The organism is Koromonas soli, assembly GCF_059726265.1.
The window spans coordinates 1,876,558-1,897,412 of sequence record NZ_AP040872.1; the positions used below are offsets into that span (position 1 = coordinate 1,876,558).

The window sequence follows — 20,855 nt, forward strand, 5'->3', positions numbered from 1 at the left end:
TGCGCTTACGAGCGAAGCGCACTGAGCTCAGGGTTCAACTTGTAGATCACGCTGTTGATCACGATAGCGGCAAACGCCATTGCGCCAATCGAAACCGGAGCAGTGAAGGTTTGCGCCAGCGATCCTGCCATCAGGCTACCGAGCGGTGCGAATCCGAGGAACGCCGTGGCATAGATGCTCATCACGCGCCCTCGCATCTTGTCTTCCGACAGATGCTGCAGCATCACGTTCACCGTCGCAATCATCAGGATCATAGAATATCCAGTGCACACCAACATCAGCGCGCTCAGCCACTCGTTTTGCGACAACGCAAAGAACACCACGAACGCATAGAAGGCAATCGAAGCGCGAAACACCACGCGCCCGCGATGTTTCACGTTATGCGTGAACGCCATTGTGATCGCAGCCAGAAAAGCTCCCGCACCGTTTGCCGCCATAAGCAATCCAAAGCCGCGCTCATCCAGATGCAGGATCTGTTTCGCAAACAGCGGAATGAATGTGACGTATGGAATGACGAGTATCGATGCCACAGCAGTCATCGAGAGCAGTGTGAACAGGTCCTTGCGCTCGAATACGTACCGCAGCCCTTCCTTCAAGTCTTCCCACATCGTGTTCTTCTCTGCCGCATACAATGGCGGGTAGCTGATCTGCATGAGCGCGACCAGCACGGCGACAAAGCTGAGCGCGTTCAGCAGAAAATTCCCCTGCACTCCAAACCACGCCATGGCAAACCCGCCCAGCGTAGGTCCCACGACGCGAGACATGTTGAACTGTGCAGCGTTGAGTGCGATGGCATTGGCCAGGTCTTCGCGCGGCACCAGTTGCGGCACCAGCGCTTGATAGCTCGGGTTGTTGAGCGCCATTGCGATACCAGTGGTGAATGACAGAAGAACGAGCAGCGGCAGCGTCATGCGATGAGTCGCGGTCACTCCCCACAGAATGAACGCAAAGATCATCATTGCCGATTGTGTGACGAGCATCAGCTTGCGACGGTCCACGCGGTCTGCGATGACTCCGCCGAGCAGTGAAAACGCCAGCATCGGCGCGCTCGAAGCAAAGCCGATGAGGCCCAGCCAAAACTCCGCGTTCTGCGTCGCGAGTTGCAGCACCAGCCAGCCCATAGCGACGTTCTGCATCCAGGTACCGATGTTCGAGAGAAAGTTTCCGCCCCAGAACCAACGAAAATCGCGATTGCGCAGAGCGCGAATCATCTTCGGCATATCGCCGGTCGTGCCCCCGACCTGCGGGGCCAAGGGCTCGCTCGAAGCCACGGTCTCCAGCGGTTGCGAAGCGCGCTCCTCGCTTTCGTGCTCGTTCCTCAATTCCTGATCTTGCTCGTCCATCCACTCTCTCTGAAATGCTGCGCTACAAAAAACAAGAGCAGGAGAAAACTCCTGCTCATTCACAAAACTGGCGCCCGCTATCGAATGCGCTCAAGCCCTGCCGGTATTTCCGCCTCGCGCAGGAATTTAGCGCTCTCCTCCGGCGGCGTTGGGTTGATGTAGAAACCAGTTCCCCACTCGAATCCCGCGGTGTTGGTCAGTTTCGGAATGAACTCGAGATGCCAGTGGTAATACTCCAGCGAGTTCTCCTGCACGGGAGCCGTGTGCAAAGCCAGGTTGTATGCAGGACTATCCAATGCAACTTCACTCTTCATCAGCAGTTGCTTCAGTGCAGCGGCCAGGTTGATCATCTGGTGCGATGAGAGATTCTCGAATGCCGACTCATGACGCTTTGGAAAAATCCAGGTCTCAAACGGGAATCGGGGCGCAAACGGAGCGAACACCAGGAAGTCATCATTCTCGCTCACAACGCGCACAGGATTTTCCATCTCCTGTCGCATGATGTCGCAAAAGATGCAGCGCTCCTTCATCACGAAGTACTGGCGCGCGCCCTCGAGTTCCTCGCTTACGTGCTTAGGCACAATGGGCAGCGCGATCAACTGCGCGTGAGGGTGTTCCAGCGTGGCGCCAGCGGCTTCGCCATGATTCTTGAAGATCATGATGTACTTGAAGCGGCGATCCTGCTTCAGATCGACAATGCGGTCACGCCACGCCCACAGGACGCTCTCAACATTCCTCTGGGGCTGCATCGCAAGATGAAGCGAGTGCTCTGGCGTTTCCACAATCACTTCGTGCGCGCCGAGCCCATTCATCTTGTCAAACATGCCTTCGGCCTGCCGGTTGAGAGTACCCTCTATTCCGAGCGCCGGAAACTTGTTGGGCACCACGCGCACAGTCCAACCTGCCCCATTCTTCTGCGCATTACCATTCGAGTTCGGACGATAGGCGAGCACCTCGGAAGGCGTTTTGGCTTCGTTTCCGGGGCAGAATGGGCAAAACCCGCCCTTCTGCACAACCCTGCTACGCATAAAATCGCTGGGCCGCTTGGCGCGGTCGGTCGAGATAATCACCCAGCGTCCAACGATGGGATCTTTTCTGAGTTCAGGCACGCACGTTCCCCTTACGCCGCTTATCGCGGAAAGCGGCGCTGTTCACTCATACTACGCCTACCAAACGCATCTTTGAAAAGCTCGATCTGAGGCTTCTTGTCCGGTTCCAGGTAAACGCTCACCACATCGAAGCGGAACTGTGGACAGTGCCGCTGCGTGCGTAAAAACAGCGCTGCCATCCCGCGCAGTTCGGCTTGCTTGGCGCGATCGACCGCAATCTCGGCAGCAACCATTCCTCGGCTCGTTCGGGTCTTCACCTCGATAAAGCAGAGCGTCTTCCCTTCCCAGCCAATCAAGTCCACCTCGCCCCGTCGTCCTTTGCATCGCCAGTTGCGCGCGACCATCGTGTAGCCATGCCGGCGCAAGTAGCGGTAGGCGACTTGCTCTCCCTTGCGACCCGTTCGCAGGTGAGCAGGCGCGGTGCTCCGAAAGCGCCGAAATGCACTTGCGACCCGCTGCAACATGGCGGCAATCCGCTCTGAGATGCTCAAGCTATCCACGTGCAAAAGTTTATCGCACAACTTTGCCTCCGCCGAGTGTCTCTGCCTATGACGAACGCGATGATTTAAGATTGAGAGCAGATCCCGTCTGAAAAGGTGGATGAAGTTTTGAAGAAGCTGATCGTATTTGATCTTGATGGCACTCTGGCGCAGAGCAAATCGGCTCTGGATTCAGAGATGTCCGTCCTTTTGAATGACCTGCTTGGAGTCGCCAAAGTAGCCGTGATTTCCGGCGGCGACTGGCCCCAATTTGAAAAGCAACTGGTCGCGAATCTCCCTGCTGGCGGACGTATGCAGAACCTTTTGCTCCTTCCCACCTGCGGCACAAAGTTCTTCCAGTCGTCCAACGGGAACTGGAATAAGCTCTACTCCGAAGACTTCACCCCTGAAGAGAAACAGAAGATCATCAATTCGATGAATCGCGCGCTGGAGTCGACCGGCTTCAAGCCCGAACAGGTTTGGGGAGAAATCATCGAAGACCGCGGCAGCCAGATCACATTCTCCGCCCTCGGACAGCAGGCGCCTCTCTCGGCCAAGCAGAACTGGGATCCGGACTTCGCCAAACGCACTAAGATCAAATCACTGCTCGACACGTACATTCCTGAGTTCTCGGTCGGAATGGGCGGCACCACCTCGATCGACGTGACCAAGCCTGGCATCGACAAGGCCTATGGAATTTACAAGCTCCGCGACGTGCTCGGCATCGCGCTCGATGAAATGATCTTCATCGGCGACGCCATCTTCCCCGGCGGAAACGACTACCCACCGAAAGCAGCGGGCGTACTATCCATTCAAGTGCGCGACGTACAGGAAACCAAGCGCGTCATCGAGGCAATCGTAGCGTGTCTTAGCGGCAACTAGTCTTCAGCAGCGAACTCAAAAGGAAACGGCATCCCCCACGCGATGCCGTTTTCACATCTCCACTCCCTACGCCAGTAGAGCCGTAACCTTCGGCATCCACTCCATAATTGGAATCTGCTGCGGACACAGTGACTCGCATGTTCCGCACGCGACGCACGAACCCGAACGCTGATCGGGAGTGAGAAACACCTCGTAGCGGAATCGCGCACCCTGCACATCATCAAACAGGTGAGCATGGTTGAAAAAGTCAAAGTTCGTCGGGATGTTCACACCCGTGGGACAAGGCATGCAATAGCTGCATTTCGTGCACGGCACCGCGGTGCGTGCGCGATACATCTCCCTTACTTGCGCAATCAGCTTATGCTCTGCATCCGTAAACGCCTCTGGCTGCGACGTGTCGGCTGCCTTCAGATTCTCGTCCACCTGTTCCACCGCGCTCATGCCGCTGAGCACAACGGAAACCTCGGGCTGATCCCACAGCCATTGCAGCGCCCACTCCGCTGGAGTGCGGCGAACCGCGAAGTTCTCCATCGCCGCGAGCACATCCTTCGGTGGATCAACCAGGCGCCCTCCGAGCAACGGTTCCATAATGACGACCGCCAGCCCCTTGCTCGCTGCTAGCTTCAGGCCGCGAGTGCCAGCCTGATTCTCGATGTCCATGTAGTTGTACTGAATCTGGCAGAATGCCCAAAGATCGCTGCCGTTCACAATCTCTTCAAAGCACTCGTAATCGTCGTGCATCGAGAATCCGAGATGGCGAATGCGTCCATCCGCGAGCGCCTTTTTGGCTTCTGCCAGCAGATTGTGCTTCAGCACGACATCGTGCCACCGGCTCTTGTTCAGCGAGTGCAGCAGGTAGAAATCGATGTGATCGGTCTGGAGCTTTTGTAATTGTTCATTGAGCAGGCGATCGAAATCTGCTGCGCTCTGTACCTCCCAGATCGGAAGCTTCGTGGCAAGCCTTACCTTGTCGCGATATCCATCCTGCAACGCTTTTCCAACAACAATCTCGCTCTGTCCGCCATGGTACGGGTACGCCGTATCCACATAATTCACGCCGCTGTCGATGGCATGACGCACCATGCGAATTGCCTCGGCCTCGTCGATATTCGGGCTCATCCGATCGCCGTCGTGCGTCGGAAAACGCATGCAGCCGAATCCAAGTGCAGACACTTTCCAGTCGAGCTTTCCAAACCTGCGGTATTGCATTTCGATCCTCTTCGTTCCGTATTTCAGCAACAGCTATATTGTACTCTGCAGAATTTCCTCAGCCGTGCAGACGTCCACCATTCCTTTGCAGCCGTATATCACCGGAAGCGCTTTCTCCGCGGGGTACTTCTTCCGCCATTCCGCAACCTTCTCCGTTCCCGCGCGATAAGCCGGAAGATACATGCGCCCAAGCAGCGGATGCCGTCCCCACGCACCGCTCAGCTTATCCGCGCGTTCTTCGCTCACAAGGAAATCGTGGCGCAGCACCTTCGCCACCTCTGCCTGCGGCTTACCTTCGCCCCACGTAAGGAAGCTCGACTGATTTTTCGCATCGTCCTGCAATAAAGCCAGCAAAGCCCCGATCTGCATATCTTCGTCCGGCAACTGCTCCAGCTCCGTTGCGCCGTGCGCAATCAGGATCGCGTTATTCGCAATGCCCTCGAAGAGCGCAGCCGCACGCGTGTTCATCGTCAGCACCGTCGCTTCGAATCCAGCTTCGCCCCTCACGTACCGGTTCTGCAGGTAAGCAAACGTCGTGACGTGCCCCGGAACGACCTCGTGGCTGATCAGCTGGTAGAACTCCGGCACCGAGATCTGCAGCGAAGCATTGATCTCGTACGTCGCTTCGTACTCCGGTTCGCGCTTCGCATTCCTCGCGCGTCCCACGTAGTTCATGGAACCCGAAAACCACGCCTCCTTGATGGGAAGGAAGTCGATGTTTGCTCGCGGCACATCCGCCAGTTCCTTCGGCAGATACGGCGAGAGGTGCTTCGCGCTCAATTGATCGAAGTAGGCGATTACCGCCGAACTCAGTGTGCGCACGCTCGCCATGGGCGTCACGCGATCCTTGCGCCACGCATCTACTGCATTCAGCAGCGATGCATCATCGTGCGACTCATGCCCTGCGCGCCCTAGCAATTCCGCTACACGCTCGCGCTTTGCCTTTGGATCCGAGGGCTCGGGCTTGCGGCCTGACGAGGCCAACACGCAGCGTTCATAAGGCACGGCCGGTCCATAGCCCAACATTTCCATCGCCAGGTCCCACATCACCTGCAACGACTCTGCCAGACCTGCTAGATATTTCCCTCGCAGTCCGCCGATCTTCGCCGCTTCGCCCTTCAGTCCAGCAATGGCCGCAGGCAGATCGACTTCCTTCAGGTATGCATCCACCGCCGCGCGATCTATCTGCTTCGCGCTGACGCCGCCAGTTTCGCGCACGCGAGCCGCCGCCGGAGTTGTGTACGCCAGCGGCAGCGGATCGTCGCTGAACCACGAGTCCGCGATGAACCGTCCCGTGCCCGAGGGGCACATCACATCTCCGCCCCATAGTGTGTCGATTCCGATCACCGCATCCGCGCAAAAACATCCTGCTGCGTCCATAGCCGCCTCCTTACTGCTTCGCTTTCTTCACCGAACTGAACCACACGTACACGCACAGTGCCACGAACATCAGTGCCGATACTGATTCCGAAACAGAAACCGTGTCATACCAAGGCGTCTTCACCAGGCTCTCGCGATACCACGGGAACAGGCGCAACGCCGCGCCGAAGACTCCGCCGAGAGCGCCACCAGCCATAAGACCAGAAGCGATGATGACGCCGCGCTCGCGAATGCTGCGCCCCGCCTCGCCTCCCTGCTTCTCTGCCTTCTTGTTGAGCAGATGCGAGAGAAATCCACCGACCAGAGCGGGAGTGTTCAACTCCAGCGGCAGATACATGCCCAGAGCAAAGATGAGCGACGGCTGCCCTAGCATCTCCATCGCGATGGTGATCATCGCGCCCACGCCAAACAAAACATAGGCGACCGGTTGATGGCTCATGAAGCCCTCGACCAGCGCCTTCATGATCGACGCCTGCGGGGACGCCAGCACCGGACGCAGATCGCCCGGGGCAGCTTCGCCAAACTGGAACGTGCCCGCCAGCATCACGATCGTGAGCCCTGCGGCAATCGACGCGGCGATAACACCGAGAAACTTCACCTTCTCCTGTGCTGCTGGAGTCGAGCCAATCCAATAGCCCGCCTTCAAATCCGTAATCGTCTGGCCACTCACCGAAAGCGCCGTGCATACCATTCCCGCGATAGCCATCACGAAGAACATTCCCGTCGTGCCCGAAACACCAAACCTCAGCAGCACGATGGACGAAATAATGATCGTCAGCATCGTCATGCCGCTCACTGGATTTCGCGCCGTCGTGGCGATAGCATTCGCCGCAACAGATGCGAAGAAGAACGAGAACACAACGGTCAGCAGCACGCCGAGCCCCAGCACAGTCCACGACACCTTGAGGCTGCCAAGCAGCATCGCCACTGCAATCGCGCTCAGCACCACACCGAGCAGAATGGAGATCATCGGAACGTCGCGGTCGGTGCGTTCCATGTTCGCGTCTTCTCCGCGCTTGAACGCCTTCAGCGCTATCCCAAACGAACCCGCAACAATTCTCAAGCTCTTCACGATACCGAAGATTCCGGCCGTTGCAATTGCACCCACGCCAATGAAGCGCACGTAACTGCGATAGATCTGCACGGCCGACATGTCGCTGATCGGCAACACGCCCGGATAAACCGTGCCGACCACGTGCTGTCCGACAAAGAACACCAGCGGCACGAGCACGAGGTTGGCCATCACACCACCCGCGCAGAGAATCAGCGAACTGCGCAGTCCCATGACGTAACCAAGGCCCAGGATGAAGCTGATTGCATCGAAGCTGACGGCGATGCGCGCCTTCGTTCCAAGCGTCTTAACCAGCGGAACCCACTGGAAGCTAACCGTCTCTCTCCACACCTCAAACGTCGTGACAAAGAAGTCATAAATGCCGGAGATGAGTGTCGCTTCCAGCAGCAACTTGGCTTGCGAGCCGCCTTTTTCCCCCGTCACCAGCACTTCCGTGATGGCCGTTGCCTCGGGATACGGCAGCACCCCATGCATCTGGCGCACGAAGTACCTGCGCAGCGGAATCAGGAACAACACGCCAAGACATCCGCCAGCGACACAGATAAAGATCGTCTGCACCGGCTTGGGATCGAGTTTCAGGATGTAAAGCGCGGGCAGGGTGAAGATCGCACCCGCCACAACCGCTCCGGCGCACCCGCCAATCGCCGTCATGATTACGTTTTCGAGCACCGACGAGCGCCGCGCGTACACTCGCGCCAACCCGATAGCCAGGATCGAGATCGGGATGGCGGCTTCCATCACCTGGCCTACCTTCAGTCCAGAGTAAGCCGATGCGATGCTGAATATGACGCACAGGAATGTGCCCCAAAAGATCGAGCGCCACGTCAGTTCCGGTTCACGGGCTGCGGCTGGAACGATGGGACAGTAGGTTTCATCTTGCGCCAGCGGCTTGTAGGCATTTGCAGGGAGTGACTTTGTTTCGGCTTCGGCGGCCATCAGGGGGAACCTTTCATCGCGAGACTACTTCGCTGGCATTGGGACTGGCAGCGTTGGGCTCCAGTGATCTCGTTGCCAAACGTACTGCAAAACACTACACAACACACGAAAGCGCGCGCCGTGATCCAGCGCACGCTTCGGTGATTTCTCTAACGAGCCATCTTGCGCGCTAGATCTCAAACACCGCGCCCATATCAGCGCTGGTAACATGCAGCAGGTAACGAGCCAGCCATCCGCGTTTTACCTTTGGCTCAAACTTCGGCAGTGCTTTCAGCCGCTCTTCCAACTCGGCATCGCTCACCTTCAACTCAAGCTGGCAGGTCTTTGCATTGATGTAAATGTGATCGCCTTCGCGCACCGCCGCAATAGGACCTCCCGCCGCAGCCTCCGGAGACACGTGCCCGATACACAAGCCGCGAGTTCCGCCCGAGAAGCGCCCATCCGTAATGAGAGCCGCGCGAATTCCCGCGCCCACAATGGCCGCCGTCGGCGATAGCATCTCCTGCATGCCGGGGCCGCCGCGTGGTCCTTCGTATCGAATGATGACGACATCGCCGTCCTTCACTTCCCCGGCCAGAATGCCCCGCAGCGCGTCTTCCTGGGATTCGTAAATCTTCGCCGCGCCTTCAAATTCCATCATGTCCGGCAGCACACCGGCGACCTTTACCACCGCGCCCTTCGGCGCGAGATTGCCGAACAGGATTGCCAGTCCACCTGTCTGGGAGAAAGCCTTCTCCGCCGGGCGAATCACATCTCCATCCGCGTTGGGTGCCGCGTTCACCGCATCAGAGAGATTCCCCGCCACAGTCGGCACATCCAGCTTCAGCAGATCGGAATCAGCACGGGTGAGTTCCTTCAGTATCCCCGGAATCCCGCCAGCACGATGCACGTCCTCGATGTGAACCTCCGGACGGCTCGGCGAAACCTTACAGATATTCGGTGTACAGGCCGAAATCTCGTTCAACCGCTTCAAGTTGAAGTGAATCCCTGCCGAATGCGCCAGCGCCAGCGTATGCAGAATCGTGTTCGTCGATCCACCCATCGCCATGTCGAGCACAAACGCATTCGTCAGCGCCTGCTCGGTAATGATGTCCAGCGGACGGATGTTCTGCTCAAGACAGCGCTTCAACGCTTGCGCCGCACGCTTTGAGAGCGCAACACGCTCCGGATTCAGCTCGGTCTTTGTATATGTCTTGTCAGTCCAGCGCTCTGCGGGAGTGGTCCCTGTCCCCGGCACCGCCATTCCCAGCACTTCGCCCAGGCAGTTCATCGAATTCGCGGTGAACATTCCGGCGCAGCTTCCGCAGCCAGGACAGGCTTTTTCGGCCAGCGCGCGGAGTTCTCCGTCGCTCATCTTGCCGACGCTGTGCTTACCCACGCCTTCAAACACCGTGATCAGGTCCGTTCCTCCCGGGCCTGCAAGCATCGGGCCGCCGCTCAGGTACACAGCCGGAATATTGATCCGAGCCATGGCGTTGTACATCGCCGGAACGATCTTGTCGCAGTTGGCAATTCCAATCCATGCATCGCAGGGATGCGCGCCAATGATGGTCTCGATCTCATCCGCAATCAGCTCGCGCGAGGCCAGCGAATACTTCATGCCGTAGTGGCCCATCGCGATGCCGTCGCAAACCGCGCCACCCACATTCGCGTACCACACATTGAATCCCAGTGCCTTCAACTCGTCGCGCACAATCTCGCCAATCTTGTCCAGGTGCGCATGTCCGGGAATCTGCGTGGTGTACGAGTTGATCACCGTGACGAATGGCTTCTTCAGGTCGTCCAGTGAATCAATCAGCCCTTCGGCCATCATCAGGGAAGCAGCCGGAAGCATGTGTGCGCCCTCGGCCACGATACGGCTACCGCGTTTGCGAATGTTTTCGATTCCTGAATTCATTTACATTTCAGTTTACTTGAACAGCTTGCATCAGCCCACCCCTGAATTCCTGATCGAGCACCTCCCGCCGGGGCTTCACCAGAAAAACAAACGCCTCTTAAGCCCTGCCCGCATCCATTCAACGAGCAGCAGTTGTACTCCGCCCAGCTCAGGAGTGTTTCCATCCAGGAGGACCACATGGCCGTCTCGACCAACAATGAGTCTCAAGCCGCTTCCACCCTGCTAGCGCCCGGAACCAAAGCGCCAGATTTCACCCTGCCGTCCTCGCCACAGGAGAAAGTCACCCTCAGCAGCCTGCGCGGTAAGCCCGTGATCATCGCGTTTTATCCTGCCGACTGGAGCCCGACCTGCGGCGACCAGATTGCCCTGTACAACGAGGTGCTTCCTGAGTTCAAGAAGTTCAATGCCGAGCTGCTTGGCATCTCCGTCGATGGACCCTGGTCTCACAAGGCCTACTCCGAACAGCGCAATCTCCACTTCAAGTTGCTTTCCGACTTCGAGCCCAAAGGAGCCGTATCCCGCCAATACGGAGCCTATCGCCCAACCGACGGCATCTGCGAGCGCGCCCTGTTCGTGATCGACAAAGACGGCGTAATTGCCTGGAGCTATCTGTCGCCTATCCGCGTAAATCCCGGCGCTGACGGTATCCTCGACGCGCTCGAGAACCTGCCCAAGTAGGAGAGCCATGGCCACCCTCAGAGCGCCCATTACGCACGACGACCACGCCCAAGGCCCCGAGAACGCTGAAGTTACCCTCGTTGAATACGGCGATTACGAGTGCCCTCACTGCGCCCGCGCCTGCGGCATCGTCAAGCGCTTACAAAAGCACTTCGGCGATCGCCTTCGCTTTGTCTTCCGCAACTTTCCGCTGGCCGAATCGCACCCGAACTCCCAGTCCGCTGCTGAAACCGCCGAATTCTCCGCGGCCCACGGCAAGTTCTGGGAGATGCACGATCTGCTCTTCCAAAATCACGAGAAGCTTAGCGGCGCGCTGTATCTTGACCTTGCCCGGCAACTGCAACTCACTCCTGCCGCGCTCAGCCAGGCGCTGGAAGAGAAGCAATTCGAAGATCGCATCCGGGCGGAATTCAGTGGCGGCGTCCGAAGCGGCGTTAATGGCACGCCAACGTTCTTCATCAACGGAACTCGGCACGACCAACCATTCGAGTATCCATTTCTCCTGATGGCCATCGAAGAGGCGATCGGCACACCTACCGATCATCACTAACTGACGCATGTGTTGGCTGCCGCGAGCCCTTCGGCAGCCGCCTCCGCTACCCGCACGCATCCTTCACAATCCAAAGTGCTCTGCCAGCCGCCTAATAGTGCATGTACTGCAGTTCCCCTTCAAGCTGAACAAACACCTCTCTCGGTGATCCGCCTTACACCTACGGTTCTTATCTCGTAATCCTCAGGGTTTTTGCTGCGCTCGCAGATATCGACATTGCTCGATATTGAAAAGGTCAGCCCCTGCTCGACAGGACTTCTAGAACGAGCTGGCAAATTTCCTTTTTGAGGATCTGATGAAGAAAACCCTGCTCGGAGCCCTTTGCCTTTTTGCAGCTTCAGCTTTCGCCCAAGTCTCGGTAAAGGCAAGTGCGCCTACGGCCTACTCCACTGGTACCTCCCCGATTCACGTTCACGCTACGGCCTCCAGCTCGCGGCCAATTACCGGCTGGCACGTCTATCTCGACAACAACGACGTATACACGGGACCGGCAAGCGGAACGATCGATACTTATATCAAGGCATCAACAGGCACCCACCAGCTCGTCATCCGCGCCTGGGACACCAGCGGAGCCTACGGTACGCAGTCTGTGCAGACGACGGTCGCAGCGGCTACCACCGGAGTTTCCGTCCAGGTGGCTTCTCCCGTCGCTAGCTCCTCCACCGCTTCTCCGCTGAGCATTTCCGCCACCGCTTCCAGCTCTCAGCCCATCGTGGGATGGCACGTTTACCTCGACAGCAAGGATGTTTATGTCGGACCGGCCGCCAGCAGCATCAGCACCAGCATCAGCGCCGCGGCGGGTACGCATACTCTTGTGATTCGCGCCTGGGACGCGACCGGCGCTTTTGGGGACAAGACCGTCACAACAACGATCTCAAGTTCCACTTCCACGCCCACACCTTCGACCGGCTTGCCAACCCCGCCCTCAACCGCCAAGGTCTTCACAAAGATTGAAGAAATGAACTCCAACTGGGGCTCCTGCAATACTGCGGCGTGTGCAGGCGGCAGCGGATCGGGCGCTTACTGGCAGGCTTTCAACCAGAGCTCTCCCTCGATGGACGGAAACAGCATGCAGCTGTATCATGACGGCGTCTGGGGCAATGCTCTCTGGTGGAAACATCTGGGATCGAACAACACCGCCACCAACTTCCTCTGGGACTTCTACGTCCAGGTGGATGCCAACACTGCCAAATACGCGCAGGCACTCGAATACGACGCCTTCCAGTTCGTTAACGGCTACAACTACATGATCGGCACTCAATGCAACTACGCCGCGGGCGTGTGGGATACCTGGAACGAATACACCGGGCATTGGCTGCACACCACCATCCCCTGCACCAAGTTCACCAGTGGAACCTGGCATCACATTCAGTGGTACATGACGACCGATCACACCAACCACACCTATACCTACAAAACTCTCGTGGTTGATGGAAAGGCCTACACCGTGAACCAGACCCAGCCTGCGAAGTACCTTGCCTGGGGTGATAACGTCGGCGTCCAGTGGCAACTCGACGTAAACGCCACCGGTGGCGGCTACCACGAATGGGTCGAGAACTCCAAACTCACCATCTGGTAACCATCACCAGAAGACAACCAATGGGCTGGCCACCGGGCCAGCCCTTATTCATTTTGTACGAGCCGGTCATGATTCTGAATTAAGACCGAGCTTTCTGATCCGCCGCTTAGCTTCGAGCGTTTTGGCAAGTCGCCAGTTATGCCAATGTTGTCGGTATTGCCAAGATCGCGCAGTGCGTACTCATTCCACGCGAAGTCCATCGAAAACATTGCGCGTCCCTGCGCGTTGCGGAATCCGTCGTGCGTGACCGAACATATTCCGCCAGCCCGACCGGCTTCTTGAGAACATCACCACCTTGAGCAGAACGGGGTTGCTCGCGCGCGCCCGCTCCATGGAGGCGATCATTTGATTCCTCTTCAACATCACTCAATCCGCTATGCAAGGAGGCACAAACAAATTCACCCTCTGCGCTTGCACACAGAGGATGAGGATGAGAAGTGAATCTTACAAACTCTTTATTTGATTGAAACGGAGGCCGTCCCTTACCTCAACACATTGATCGCTGCGGCTCCAAGCCCAATCTGTCCAATGATCTGTGACCAGTCCTTGATTCCGCGCATGACAGCTCCTTTATCGAGCCGCGTTGGAACCACGATCGTATCTCCCGGAATCACGCGCATCGATCCAAGGCTGGACGACCACATACCCGATGTGTTCGCCTTGCTGAGCACGCTCCCATCAGCACGGATGACGAAGACATGCTTCATGTCAGCATCCCGCGTCCCGCCGCCCGAGAGCTTCAGGTAATCGGCGATTCTGCGATTGTCCCGATACATCAGCGAGTTCTGGTTGTAAACCGCTCCTACCACGTTCACCATTACAAACTTGTGTGGCACCAGCAGGTCGTCGCCATCTTCCAACTCCATGTCCGGAAAGGAATCGACTCCCGTCCGAGTCGGCGCAATCTCAAGCACAATGCGCCCAGTCGCTTTCACATCGCGGAGCTTGTTTATAAGGGCTCGTTGTGCTTCCACCTGCGCTGTCAAAGCGCTCTGCTGATCCAGAGAAGTCTTCGACAGGTTCAAGGCTTCCCGATTCGACTCCAGTTCCATCTCGCGTACTAGTTGATCCAAACTGTCTTGCTGCTGCTTCTGCGCAGATTCGCGAGTAAATTGCGATCCGAAAACAAAAGCCTTGTCCGTCAAGCCTCCTGCGCGCGCAATCAGTGAGCGTAGAGTCTCACCCGGGTTCACCTTGTACACACCCGGAGCCTTGAACTCTCCTTCGAGCTTCACAAATTTCGACTGATGCTCATTCGGTACGGCCATGTCGTACTGCGAGAAAATCGTAATGACATCGCCCGCTTGCAACGGAATGTTCTGTTCCTCGTTGCCTTCAAGAATTACTTTGCCCAGGTTGAACGGAATCAGCGATGTCGACAGGTCAACCGGATTCAGGCGCTGAATCACTGCATAATCCCAGTTGATTTCGGGTGCGCTCCGTTTCACATCGTTGCGAAGTCCTGTCTGCCCTGCCACAAATGGCCGGCGAGAGCCATTCCGAAGATCACCATTTGCATTCGTCGAGGACGAATCGGAACCAAGCTGTCCTGCACCGAGCTGGCCTTCACCAAGTTGCTCGGCACTGAGCTGTCCTGCATTGGGCTGTCGTGAATTCTGTGTTCGCGACGCACCCAAAGCGAGCTGTTGTGAGTTATACAGTTGAGAACTAAGTTGTTGCGAACCGCCGTCTTCCTCCGACTCCAGATCGGTTCCCAACTGACGCCCTCCTCCCCGGCGGGTCTCGGTTCCAAAGTCTGGTTTTTGTGGATTGCCGACGGCGTTCTGCATGTTCCAGAAATTGCGGGTAAGAAGGAATTCCTTATTCGGAATCAGGTCACGTATCCTCATACCCGGACGCATCGGATAGCGGCCCGGTTCTGCGACGTTTCCGCGCAGCGTAACAGCGTTTTCAAATCTTGGTGATATCGAAAGAACGCGAACCAAGTCGCTGTCGTGCAGCTCGCGGGTAAGGCCAGTGGCATCGAGGGTAAATTCATCCACTTTGCGGGTCGTGCGATTCTCGATGCGTTCAACGACTACGCGCTGCCCATCCGCCACATTGCTCAAGCCACCCGCGACTTCCAACTCTTCACCAAGAGTCGCTTTGCCCCTCAGTTCATAGATCGCAGGGAAGTTTACGCTCCCCGAGATAGCGATCTGCGGACCGCGGGCCGGGATATAAATCACGTCGCCGGCTTGTAGAACTACGTCCTTCGACTTGTCTCCCTTCAACAACAGGTCATAGATGTCGAATTCCGTGATGACCCGATCACCGCGCTTTAACTCGATCCGTCGCATCGATCCGTGATTGGAAGGACCGCCCGAAGCAAACAGCGCGTTCACCAACGTACTCAAGGAGCTTACGGTGTAGCTTCCCGGCCGCCGCGCATAACCCACAACAAATACCTGAATCGAGCGTAGTTCTCCAAGTGTGACCCTAAGCTCAAAACGCTTGAAAACCTGTCCCACAGCGGCCGTCAGATGCTGCGGCAACTTGTCATAGGAGACACCCGCTACCGAAACCGCTCCGACCTTAGGCAGATAGATTTGCCCATTGCGATCCACTCTCACCTTTGCATCGACATCAATCTGTCCCCAGGCGCGAATCATCAATTCGTCGCCGGGCCCGATCACGTAATTTGCTGGCACTGCGATATGGTCCAGCGGAGCGAATGTGCTTGGGACACCTTGGAACAGGTTGTATCCGAATAACCCAAGCCGTTTGCCCACTGAGCTCTCCACAAGCAGTTGGAACTCGGTTGGACGCTCGGGCGGAAGAATTGTTGTCCCCTGTGTCTGCTCACTGCCATTCAACGGTTGCTGCGTTCTGTCATCCACGCGTATCGTCGTCTGGCTTGCAGTACTCGGTGTTGTCGTTCCCCTCTCAGCCAACCCTGCCAAGGCAGAATTCGGCTGAACCGAGATCTGCGAAGGCATTTGAGTGGTTCTCTGATCCGATAATTGCGCGAGTCCCGTACAGAGACCCAACAGTAGTGTGCTTGCCAGCAATAAACGATTCTTAGATGTACGTAACACGATATTCTTCGCTATCTTTCCGGTGAATGTCTGGGTAGGCCCCAATTACTCGGACGAAATGAGATCTGAATCTGACTTACAAAGTTAATCTGTGGCGTTGACGCTATCGCCGGAGCGTTCCAGCGTTCGCCTTGCAGCAGATATTGCAATACCAGACCGTTGTGCCGTTGATAACGCAATTTCGCAAAGACATCGGTCTGACTTATTCCCTGCGGCACAAAATACTGAGAAACCTTGGCTGTCTTGTAACCGACGACGAGCGTGCTTTCCGGGTTGAACCAGTAGGTTGCCCACGCCTGCCCGCCCGTTCCTTCACGCCCCAGCCAGGAACTTAGCAAGTCCCCCTTATTCGTGTAGCCATCGCGGTAAATGCCTTCGTAGTAATAAAGCTTTCCGCCTTTGGCACGCGGATCCGTTGTATCCGTCGTCCCGCCTTCCACGTGTAAATCAAGTTTCGGAATACCTGGTATTTTCGCAAGGTAAATCCCGGGTGTCACTACAGCGTTCTGCGGAGCAGCGACAGGCGAAACATCATCATGAATCGCTGAGTCCGCATAGATCGTCACCCGGTCCCTCAGCTTCGGCACCCGGTAGCGAAAATCGAAGCTTGCGTGGCGCATTCCCAGAACGTTGCGTCCTGTCGCCTGATAGGTTCCGCTCGATGTGCTCGTGAAGCTTTTCCAGAAGTTTCCAAGCGTCAGCGGAGAGCCGCCCGGCCCTTGTCCGGCAATCACAGCATTCCGCGAGAACCCAAACTCCAGATTCCTCGTCGGGGTGAAATTGATCTTCTGCCCGTAGAAGAATGGCTGACCGGGGAACTGGTGCCCCGACAGCTTGCCGAAGAAGTTGTCCCAGCGGAAAGGCCCAACCAGGCGCGACAGTAGCGGTATATACAGTGGAGTCGTGCGATTGATCCTAAGAGAATAGAACGGCTCAGCGTTGTTGCTCAGGATCATCGAAGTGCTATCGTCCGTTCCCCACCAATAGCTCTGCTTTCCCACCGAGACTTCATGCCCGAGCAAATGCATCGAGACATACGTATCCAGCAAGCGAAATGAATTCGACGCCGGCTGCGCGCTGTAACTTTGTACCGGAGTGTTGTCCTGCGTAGCAATGATCTGCGCCACATCGCTCGAGTAACCAGGAACTGCCGGGGCGTGCTGATATTCGCCACGCACGTAGTAGGAAAAGCGACCCTGCTCTGCTCTAGCCTCGAAGCCGTTGATCTGCTGCCAGCCATGACCATAGCGCCGCCCGAAATCGTCGGCGATCGTCTGCCCAAAGTGAACACCATCATTGAGCGGCGTTCCTGAAATGTACTGTGTACGGCTGTACACCTCATCGAGCTCAATTCCACGATTGAGCTTGCCCTCTGCAAGTCCGGATTCCCTTTCCAGTTCGCTCGTCAGCGAATCCACCAGCGCAGCCGATTGCTTATCGAGAGTCTGGCGGTTGATGTCAGCCAGCATGCGATATACCGACAGCCGCGTCCACGGACGCAGTGCTATATACTCGCCACGCACCACTCCCTGCGCAGCCAGGCGCTCTACCGCCGGATAGATCCAACTATCCAGCTCTATGTAGGTTGAGCTCATGCTTGAGAGCGCCAGTGGCGAAGGTTCATTTTCAAAGGTTCCGAAGCGGTCGAGTGAGGCATCATGATGCCGTTTCTGCACACTGCGCCCGATTAGATAACCCATTGTTCCGCCAACCAGCACGTCCGCGGGGAAATGCTGTCGCGCGCTCACCCTCGCCAGGCTCACGCCAGCCGCAGTTCCATACGCCAGCAGCTTTGTCATGGGGCCGGGATATTCGGAAGCAATTACGGTCGCAAGCGCAAATGCCATCGCCGCATGTCCGGAGGGAAAGGACGCTCCGCCTGATTGGAAGAACCGTCCTGTGCCGTTTCCGTCCAAAGGCCGTTGACGGCGGAACGCGTACTTCAAGGCTTCATCAACGCCCAATGCATCGACGCCCGCTTCCATCGAGAGCAGCCCCGTCTCACGCAATTGACTGTTCCCGTTGCGGAGTCCGCTCACATACATGGATCCGGCTGCCAGCCCCAGCACTCCAAGACCGGCATTCGAGAAGTCGTTGCTCAGCCGTTGATGTCCATTGCGAACGATCTCGTGCGAGGCGGTCCGATCCGTCATGATCAGCCCGGTCGTAATTCCGGCCATCGGAACCAGCCAACTAGCATCCTGAAGTTTCAGCCGGAATGGGCTTGTCCAGATGAACTTCTGGTCATCCACGATGTTCAATGCAAAACGCTTGGCGTCGCCTCGAACACTGCCTTGGTACTGTTGTCCTTGAGAATTGCTCGCGTCTTCACCATTGGACTGAACCTGCCCAACGACTGCTCCACATAGTAACGACAACATCAATACAAAACTCGAGACTTTAGAAAACACCGATCCCCCGACTCACTTGCTTATATCCTGGCAGGATTCCCTCGAGTTTCTTACGAAGTGAATGATTGCCCGCGTACTTGCCCTAACCTGGAGGAGCCTTCCGACGAATGCTCGCCATTACAACGCAAATTGACCGACATAACACTGCTTGCAGCAGCGCTCGACACTCCGACTGGCTGAGGAGACAACGGCGCCATAAAGCCAGGCGAAACTGTTCTTGACACGGCACCCTCTTTGCAAGAACCTTCCATGCAATGCTCCAGTCCGGAGACGATCGACGGGACCAGTTCCCGCACGAGCACCTGGGAATCAAACAGCACGTTCTCCCGATCCAACCTGCGTGAAAGAATCACCCAGCCAAGCTTTCCGTATCTTTCGCTCTTCAAGTCAAAACCAACCCTGAAGCAGGCAGGATCGTACGGGCGTGTTTCCTTCGTGTAGCCCCACGTCATGGATTGGGCTCTGGCCTTACAGGATGGAATGCCCTTGACAACCGCCGGATTGAAAATCAGTTGACACCCGTCAAAATCGATCGTCTTCAGGGAAGCAGCCAACTCATCCCCAATCATGGCCAAACATCGTGATTTCTTAATGCGCTGTCCCAGATGCCTCAATGCCACATCATTTGCCAGCACTTTGCGCTGGTCGATCAGCCTGCAGAACATGCGCCCGACTTCACGAAACTCCATATAGCCGAGCGATACCACTCCGGTCACGAGCACCGCGACCAACACGACACAGCACACGATCTTTACCACAATGTGTCCCGTCGCGATTCCGATGCCTGCTAGGCCACACACAAGCGAAACGGTGTGAAGTACCAGCGCGGTTTGCCGCTGCGAGAATCCTTTGTCCAGCAACTTGTGATGGATATGCTCCCGATCGGGCTCAAAGATTCGACGTCCGCTCAAGAATCTGCGAGTAACCGATACTCCCGTCTCAGCCAAAGGCAAAGCAAGAATCGCCACAGCAACGATCACCGTGGCCGCTGCCGCTTGCGAGCCGCTCCAGGAAAGCCCCAAAGCGCTGATCATGAATCCTAGGAACAGACTTCCTCCGTCCCCAAGGAACATGCTCGCCGGATTCAGGTTAAATCTCAGGAATCCGAGAAGCGATCCCACTAGAACGACCGATGTGAGCACGATGCCCCATTGTTCGGATCTGATCGAGACGATGGCGACAGCAGCAAGAGAAAGTGCCGCTGTCCCGCCTGCCAGACCATCGATCCCGTCAATCAGGTTAATCGAGTTGCTGACAAGGACGGTCCAGATAATAGCCGCCAACAGAAAAACAATCGGACGGTGCCCGCCAAACGTCTGTCCCAAAGGAGTGCCGTGAACTACCTGAAACAGAGCAGCCCCACAGCCGATCTGAACCAACAGCTTAACCTTCGCCGACAATGGCCGGATATCGTCCCACAGGCCTACAGCAAACATCGCGGATGCCGGTATAAATGCCGCTAACACAAACCGTGGAACCGATCCAGGCGCCAGCAGCGACATGCCCGAGATGGTGATAAGCGACGATACAAAAATCCCGACTCCACCCAGCCGGGGTATCGGCTTGCGATGGATGTGTCTTTCCGAGCGGGGTCCCGTGGCCCAGCCGTATCTCTTTGCCAGCCAGCGAATAGCCGCATTCGTGACCAAAGATAAGATTGTGGAGGTCACTACCGCGAAAACTAATGTGATCGTCATGTTCTCTTTCGGAGCAGCGAGCAAATCGTGATTTTCGCTACACTTCGGTTGGTTCCAACCGAACCATGGCCCGAGTGATTCCCAGTGAAATTGGAGGCGGGGGGAGCTCCACAGAACCGACAAACTGGTTTTTTCTGTTCGAGAGTAGCTGAAAGCATAGAACTTGACTGCCCTGACGTCAACTTAAACAAACATGAAATTGACTACGTAATCCCGCCTAGTGCCTGCAACCTGCTTGATCAGATTTACAACTCCAGCTCAAGCCCGCAAAAACCAGATTGTTCAACTTACATCCGTCGCAATCTCGCCATGTCACTCGAGTGGGCTCTTGTGACCTGGCCCTTACCTGCTGTACACGACTAAGAAATACCGACTGCCCGGTCAATGGGGGAGTTGACCTTCCGCAGAGCGCTATGGGCTTAACGATTAAGTAACCACCCATCAGTGAGTTGTCGGTAACTTGAATATAGCACTTGTAGGGAATGTCTCAAAGTAACAACGCAGGGCTAAAAACACGAAAGGACTATATTCCCAATACGACTTTCCGACGCACAAATGCCCGCAAAGGGAATCGGACTTTACTAATTGACTGTTA

15 protein-coding genes are annotated in these 20,855 nt (G+C 56.5%); 4 read left to right on the forward strand and 11 right to left on the reverse strand.

What is annotated here, in order from left to right; all coding sequences use genetic code 11:
• Nucleotides 1-5: 5 nt before the first annotated feature.
• From AC6IY8_RS08180 to AC6IY8_RS08190, 3 genes are all read right to left on the reverse strand, one after another.
• Nucleotides 6-1,343: an MFS transporter gene (locus AC6IY8_RS08180; protein WP_497778301.1), complete on the reverse strand. Its 1,338-nt coding sequence runs from the start codon at nucleotides 1,341-1,343 to the stop codon at nucleotides 6-8.
• Between the two features lie 77 nt (nucleotides 1,344-1,420).
• Nucleotides 1,421-2,452, reverse strand: coding sequence for a galactose-1-phosphate uridylyltransferase (galT, locus tag AC6IY8_RS08185; protein WP_497778302.1), 1,032 nt, complete (start codon nucleotides 2,450-2,452; stop codon nucleotides 1,421-1,423).
• A gap of 20 nt (nucleotides 2,453-2,472) precedes the next feature.
• The gene (locus AC6IY8_RS08190) at nucleotides 2,473-2,943 is read right to left on the reverse strand and encodes a YraN family protein (protein WP_497778303.1); all 471 of its coding nucleotides are present in this window, start codon (nucleotides 2,941-2,943) and stop codon (nucleotides 2,473-2,475) included.
• A gap of 117 nt (nucleotides 2,944-3,060) precedes the next feature.
• Here AC6IY8_RS08190 and AC6IY8_RS08195 point away from each other — a divergent pair, with 117 nt between their 5' ends.
• On the forward strand, nucleotides 3,061-3,813 hold the full coding sequence (locus AC6IY8_RS08195; protein WP_497778304.1) for an HAD-IIB family hydrolase: 753 nt from the start codon (nucleotides 3,061-3,063) through the stop codon (nucleotides 3,811-3,813).
• A gap of 66 nt (nucleotides 3,814-3,879) precedes the next feature.
• Here AC6IY8_RS08195 and AC6IY8_RS08200 read toward each other — a convergent pair whose 3' ends face one another.
• From AC6IY8_RS08200 to ilvD, 4 genes are all read right to left on the reverse strand, one after another.
• Nucleotides 3,880-5,022, reverse strand: a complete 1,143-nt coding sequence (locus tag AC6IY8_RS08200; RefSeq protein WP_497778305.1) for an aldo/keto reductase — start codon at nucleotides 5,020-5,022, stop codon at nucleotides 3,880-3,882.
• A gap of 33 nt (nucleotides 5,023-5,055) precedes the next feature.
• On the reverse strand, nucleotides 5,056-6,402 hold the full coding sequence (locus tag AC6IY8_RS08205) for a hypothetical protein (protein ID WP_497778306.1): 1,347 nt from the start codon (nucleotides 6,400-6,402) through the stop codon (nucleotides 5,056-5,058).
• A gap of 10 nt (nucleotides 6,403-6,412) precedes the next feature.
• A complete protein-coding gene (locus AC6IY8_RS08210) occupies nucleotides 6,413-8,410 on the reverse strand; it encodes an OPT family oligopeptide transporter (protein WP_497778307.1) in 1,998 nt (665 codons plus the stop codon).
• A gap of 169 nt (nucleotides 8,411-8,579) precedes the next feature.
• Entirely contained in the window at nucleotides 8,580-10,307 is a 1,728-nt protein-coding gene (ilvD, locus tag AC6IY8_RS08215) for a dihydroxy-acid dehydratase (RefSeq protein ID WP_497778308.1), read from the reverse strand.
• 177 nt (nucleotides 10,308-10,484) lie between these two features.
• Here ilvD and AC6IY8_RS08220 point away from each other — a divergent pair, with 177 nt between their 5' ends.
• From AC6IY8_RS08220 to AC6IY8_RS08230, 3 genes are all read left to right on the forward strand, one after another.
• The gene (locus tag AC6IY8_RS08220; RefSeq protein WP_497778309.1) at nucleotides 10,485-10,985 is read left to right on the forward strand and encodes a peroxiredoxin; all 501 of its coding nucleotides are present in this window, start codon (nucleotides 10,485-10,487) and stop codon (nucleotides 10,983-10,985) included.
• A 7-nt stretch (nucleotides 10,986-10,992) separates the two neighbouring features.
• Nucleotides 10,993-11,535 carry a DsbA family protein gene (locus AC6IY8_RS08225; RefSeq protein WP_497778310.1) on the forward strand — a complete coding sequence of 181 codons (543 nt, stop codon included), beginning with the start codon at nucleotides 10,993-10,995 and terminating at the stop codon, nucleotides 11,533-11,535.
• 295 nt (nucleotides 11,536-11,830) lie between these two features.
• Entirely contained in the window at nucleotides 11,831-13,114 is a 1,284-nt protein-coding gene (locus AC6IY8_RS08230; protein WP_497778311.1) for a hypothetical protein, read from the forward strand.
• A gap of 180 nt (nucleotides 13,115-13,294) precedes the next feature.
• Here AC6IY8_RS08230 and AC6IY8_RS08235 read toward each other — a convergent pair whose 3' ends face one another.
• From AC6IY8_RS08235 to AC6IY8_RS08250, 4 genes are all read right to left on the reverse strand, one after another.
• Nucleotides 13,295-13,459 carry a hypothetical protein gene (locus AC6IY8_RS08235; RefSeq protein ID WP_497778312.1) on the reverse strand — a complete coding sequence of 55 codons (165 nt, stop codon included), beginning with the start codon at nucleotides 13,457-13,459 and terminating at the stop codon, nucleotides 13,295-13,297.
• Between the two features lie 137 nt (nucleotides 13,460-13,596).
• Complete coding sequence (locus AC6IY8_RS08240; RefSeq protein ID WP_497778313.1) at nucleotides 13,597-16,053, reverse strand: SLBB domain-containing protein; 2,457 nt, start codon at nucleotides 16,051-16,053, stop codon at nucleotides 13,597-13,599.
• Between the two features lie 110 nt (nucleotides 16,054-16,163).
• Nucleotides 16,164-18,533, reverse strand: coding sequence for a capsule assembly Wzi family protein (locus AC6IY8_RS08245; RefSeq protein WP_497778314.1), 2,370 nt, complete (start codon nucleotides 18,531-18,533; stop codon nucleotides 16,164-16,166).
• A gap of 80 nt (nucleotides 18,534-18,613) precedes the next feature.
• Nucleotides 18,614-20,260, reverse strand: coding sequence for a glycosyltransferase family 4 protein (locus AC6IY8_RS08250; RefSeq protein WP_497778315.1), 1,647 nt, complete (start codon nucleotides 20,258-20,260; stop codon nucleotides 18,614-18,616).
• Between the last annotated feature and the right edge of the window lie 595 nt (nucleotides 20,261-20,855).

Excerpts from the sequence above, each read along its gene's own strand:
- AC6IY8_RS08180 (WP_497778301.1), bottom strand. The coding sequence starts at position 1,343 with ATGGACGAGCAAGATCAGGAATTGAGGAACGAGCACGAAAGCGAGGAG.
- AC6IY8_RS08200 (WP_497778305.1), bottom strand. The coding sequence starts at position 5,022 with ATGCAATACCGCAGGTTTGGAAAGCTCGACTGGAAAGTGTCTGCACTT.
- AC6IY8_RS08205 (WP_497778306.1), bottom strand. The coding sequence starts at position 6,402 with ATGGACGCAGCAGGATGTTTTTGCGCGGATGCGGTGATCGGAATCGAC.
- AC6IY8_RS08210 (WP_497778307.1), bottom strand. The coding sequence starts at position 8,410 with ATGGCCGCCGAAGCCGAAACAAAGTCACTCCCTGCAAATGCCTACAAG.
- ilvD (WP_497778308.1), bottom strand. The coding sequence starts at position 10,307 with ATGAATTCAGGAATCGAAAACATTCGCAAACGCGGTAGCCGTATCGTG.
- AC6IY8_RS08220 (WP_497778309.1), top strand. The coding sequence starts at position 10,485 with ATGGCCGTCTCGACCAACAATGAGTCTCAAGCCGCTTCCACCCTGCTA.
- AC6IY8_RS08225 (WP_497778310.1), top strand. The coding sequence starts at position 10,993 with ATGGCCACCCTCAGAGCGCCCATTACGCACGACGACCACGCCCAAGGC.
- AC6IY8_RS08230 (WP_497778311.1), top strand. The coding sequence starts at position 11,831 with ATGAAGAAAACCCTGCTCGGAGCCCTTTGCCTTTTTGCAGCTTCAGCT.
- AC6IY8_RS08235 (WP_497778312.1), bottom strand. The coding sequence starts at position 13,459 with ATGATCGCCTCCATGGAGCGGGCGCGCGCGAGCAACCCCGTTCTGCTC.
- AC6IY8_RS08240 (WP_497778313.1), bottom strand. The coding sequence starts at position 16,053 with ATGCCTTCGCAGATCTCGGTTCAGCCGAATTCTGCCTTGGCAGGGTTG.
- AC6IY8_RS08245 (WP_497778314.1), bottom strand. The coding sequence starts at position 18,533 with ATGTTGTCGTTACTATGTGGAGCAGTCGTTGGGCAGGTTCAGTCCAAT.
- AC6IY8_RS08250 (WP_497778315.1), bottom strand. The coding sequence starts at position 20,260 with ATGACGATCACATTAGTTTTCGCGGTAGTGACCTCCACAATCTTATCT.